This is a genomic window from Ammoniphilus sp. CFH 90114 (assembly GCF_004123195.1).
Taxonomy (GTDB): domain Bacteria; phylum Bacillota; class Bacilli; order Aneurinibacillales; family RAOX-1; genus YIM-78166.
On sequence record NZ_SDLI01000042.1, the window covers coordinates 1 to 4,139 of the forward strand.

Genomic DNA, 4,139 nt, shown 5'->3' on the forward strand with positions numbered 1-4,139 from the left:
GATCAGGCAGCAGTAGCGGCAGATGTTTTGGGAAATCGCCCAGTAGAAGGATACGAGAATCTACCGGCCGTGCAAGACGCCTTTGATGCAGCAGTAACAGCACGAAGCGTCCTTGCTGCCGTCAATACGGCTCAAACTTCAGCCGTAATGCAAAATGCGCTTGAAAACAGGGTATTAGGATTAAACTTAGTTGACAATCAATACAACACTTTAAGTTCCACAGAAAAGGATCAAGTAGCCGCTGGAGTGATGAAACGAAGAAATATAGGTTATGTGGATCGAGCAGCAGTGCAAAAAGCTGTAAATGATATGGTCAAGTTTGTCCAACTCCTCACAGAGAGCCAGGCTTTACAAATAGGGTTTAATGGAAACGATCATTTATCCAATGTGACGCAAAATGTCATCTTGCCTACGGCAATTGGATCTAGTACATCGGTTACATGGCAAAGTGACCGACCAGATATAATTGATTTAAACGGAAATGTAACAAGACCAAGCTACCTGCAAGGGGATGCCGCGGTTACTTTGGTGGCAACTCTTCATAAGGGTGAATTTTCTGTAACGAAGGAGTTCGTCGTTAAAGTCATCAGACAGGCACAAACGGACGCTGAAGCCGTGAAAGCAACCAAAGCGTTGTTGGCGATTGGTTATCAATTAGGAGACAGCGCAACGGGAGTTACTCAGAATCTCGCTTTGGAAAATATCGGTTTGGGTGGTACGTCTATTTCTTGGTTAAGTGATAATGAGGATTTTATTAGCACGAATGGAACCGTAACTCGCCCTGCCTTTAATCAGGGTGACCAGACCGTGACTTTAACGGCAACAATTAGTGCGAATGGTGTAACCGATACGAAATTCTTTGTTATAAAGGTATTAAAACAGGCGGTAACGGATGCAGAACGCGCGGAAAATGCTAAGACTGCATTGCAAATTGGTTTTGCCCCAGGAGACAGTGAAGATAGCATTACAAAAGATTTGGAACTGCCAACAATTGGGGTGGATGGAACGACCATCACTTGGTCAAGTGATCGCGAGGCGGTGATTAATGCCGATGGAAAGGTGTATCGTCCGTCATATAGTGCCGGGGATGCTCCGGTAACCTTAACCGCAACGATAACCAAAAACGATGCTTTGACTACGAAAGTGTTTGTGCTAAAGGTATTGAAAAATACCGAATTAAACGGATTGGAACAAATCAATACTGCAAAAACTGCGAACGATATGAAGGCAGCTATGGGTATCTATCATGGGGAATTACAGCAAGCTAATCCAGATGATCCTTTTATTGGTGTACTTGATATGTTCAATGGTTTAATGAAAGCAGACCAAGATGCGATTATTCAAACTCTGGTTGAACATGCTTCTTATGGTACAGAAGAGAGCTTCCAGGCTACTATGAATAGCGCAATTGATAGAGGTTGGTTGTTAATCTCAGTTAATGATGAAGAGAACACGAAAGAGATTGTAGCTGATGCTCTAGGTTACGCGGTCGATTACGCTATACCTGGTTTGCGTTTGAGTGAGTACCGACAGTTATCGAATGAGGAAAAACTAGAAGTCTCTCAATCTATTATTCATGCTTTACCTGAAGAGGGTTATACCGTTACAACGCTTCAAGAAAGAATTGATGCTTCCATCGCAGAAGTATATAGCAATTATCAAAATCTAGTGAATCTGGATGCGGAATTACTTGAGGTTGGATATAGTCCACGAGATTCGAAAGATAGTGTGCAGCGTGCCGTTATGCTCCCTACAAGCGGGCAATATGGAACGACGATCACTTGGTCATCAAGTAATACGAGATACATTGAAAATGATGGAACGGTCATTCGTCCTTTTAATGCTCTAGGGGATCAAACCGTGACGCTTACGGCAACGGTTCGCATGGCTGGGGCGGTTAAAATAAAAGATTTTGTTCTGGTGGTCAAAGCGATTTCAGATCAAGAGATAGTCGAGGATGTTAAAGTAGGCTTAGAAGTTGGTTATCAACCGGGAGATAGTGCGATATCGATTACCCAAGATCTGATACTACCAATCGCTGGTTATGGAGACACGGTTATTTCATGGTCTAGTGATGAGGCAAACATCGTTCAGGCTGATGGAACGGTAACCCGTCCAGCGCACAGTACTGGAGATGTCACATTAACCTTGACGGCGACCATTACAAAGAATGGGGCACAAGCTACCAAGACCTTCGTGGTTAAAGTGTTGAAGCAGGCGATCACAGAATTAGAAGTCTTTAATCAGTCATCCACAATAGTTGCGATGAAAAAGGCGATCTCTGATTATCCTCATTTCATTTTTGAATATCCGACCTATCAAGCGGATTACGACCTGGCGAAAAAGAACGACCAAGACGCAATTGCCGAGTGGTTACTTAACCACCGTCCTTTTGCCAGTCAAGCGAAGCTTCAGGAACAGCTTTGGAATGCCTTGATTGATGACGATCTTTCTTCCTTACGATTATTGAACAGTGCGGAATCCGCGACTGACGTGGAACAATTCTTAAGCTTTCTTACGACATTAAACTTGGTAGATTTCAATGGACTACCTTCCAAGGAACAATCGCGGGTTGCAGAGAGCATTTTTGCTAACATTCCTGACGATGGTTATAAAACTGATGCTTTGCAAGCCATTTTAAATGAAGCTGTTAACGAGATCTTCTTGATGCTGGTTGATTTAGATAAGGAAAGTCTATCTATAGGTTATGCTCCTACGGATTCCTCTGACCGGGTCATGAATAAGCTGGTATTGAGCGATACAGGAGAGCATGGTACAAAGATCACTTGGTCATCAAGCAACACCCATTACATTGAAAACGATGGAACCGTCATTCGTCCATCAAACGCGTTTGGGGACCAAGAAGTTGTATTAACAGCAACCATTCAAAGAGGAGAACTATTCGTTACAAAAGAATTTCGTGTGGTGGTTAAAGCCATTACGGATCAGGAAGTCGTATCAGCAACGAAGTCATCTCTTGAGATTCAATATGCCGTTGGAGACCATGCCAATTACGTTACAAGGAAATTAACTCTTCCTACAGAAGGTTTGGGCGGAACAACCATTACATGGTCCACAGATAACGCAGCCGTGATCGCTGCTGACGGAACGATTAGTCGTCCAGCATACAGCGCCGGGGATGCAACCGTGACGTTGACCGCAACCATCGCGAAGGGAGCCGCCACGGAGACGAAGACCTTTGTGGTGAAAGTGCTGAAGCAATCTCAAACCGATGCGGAAGCTGTAGCGAACGCGAAAGGTGCGCTAGCTGTAGGATATGCAGCAGGAGACAGTGCGAGTGGAGTAACCCAAGACTTGACGCTTGCGACGATCGGGGCAGATGGAACGAGCGTGACGTGGTCCTCGGATAACGTAGGTGTGATTGCTGCTGACGGAACGATTAGTCGTCCAGCATACAGCGCCGGGGATGCAACCGTGACGTTGACCGCAACCATNGCCGCAATCGAGACGAAGACCTTTGTGGTGAAAGTGCTGAAGCAATCTCAAACCGATGCGGAAGCTGTAGCGAACGCGAAAGGTGCGCTAGCTGTAGGATATGCAGCAGGAGACAGTGCGAGTGGAGTAACCCAAGACTTGACGCTTGCGACGATCGGGGCAGATGGAACGAGCGTGACGTGGTCCTCGGATAACGTAGGTGTGATTGCTGCTGACGGAACGATTAGTCGTCCAGCATACAGCGCCGGGGATGCAACCGTGACGTTGACCGCAACCATCGCGAAGGGAGCCGCAACGGAGACGAAGACCTTTGTGGTGAAAGTGCTGAAGCAATCTCAAACCGATGCGGAAGCTGTAGCGAACGCGAAAGGTGCGCTAGCTGTAGGATATACAGCAGGAGACAGTGCGAGTGGAGTAACCCAAGATTTTACACTCGCTACGATGGGTGCCGATGGGACGAGCGTGACATGGTCCTCGGATAACCCAGCGGTGATCGCTGCTGACGGAACGATTAGTCGACCAGCTTACAGCGCCGGGGATGCGACCGTGACGTTGACCGCAACGATTACCAAAGGTGCCGCAATCGAAACGAAGACCTTTGTGGTGAAAGTGCTGAAGCAATCTCAAACCGATGCCGAAGCCGTAGCGAACGGGAAAGGTGCATTAGCTGTAGGATATGCAGC

The 4,139-nt window shown here is 46.4% G+C and carries 1 protein-coding gene; it reads left to right on the forward strand.

Annotated features, from left to right (window positions below; translation table 11 throughout):
- Window positions 1–309 precede the first annotated feature (309 nt).
- Window positions 310–4,139: immunoglobulin-like domain-containing protein (locus EIZ39_RS27850; protein ID WP_483296076.1), on the forward strand; the 3,830-nt coding region annotated here is incomplete at its 3' end.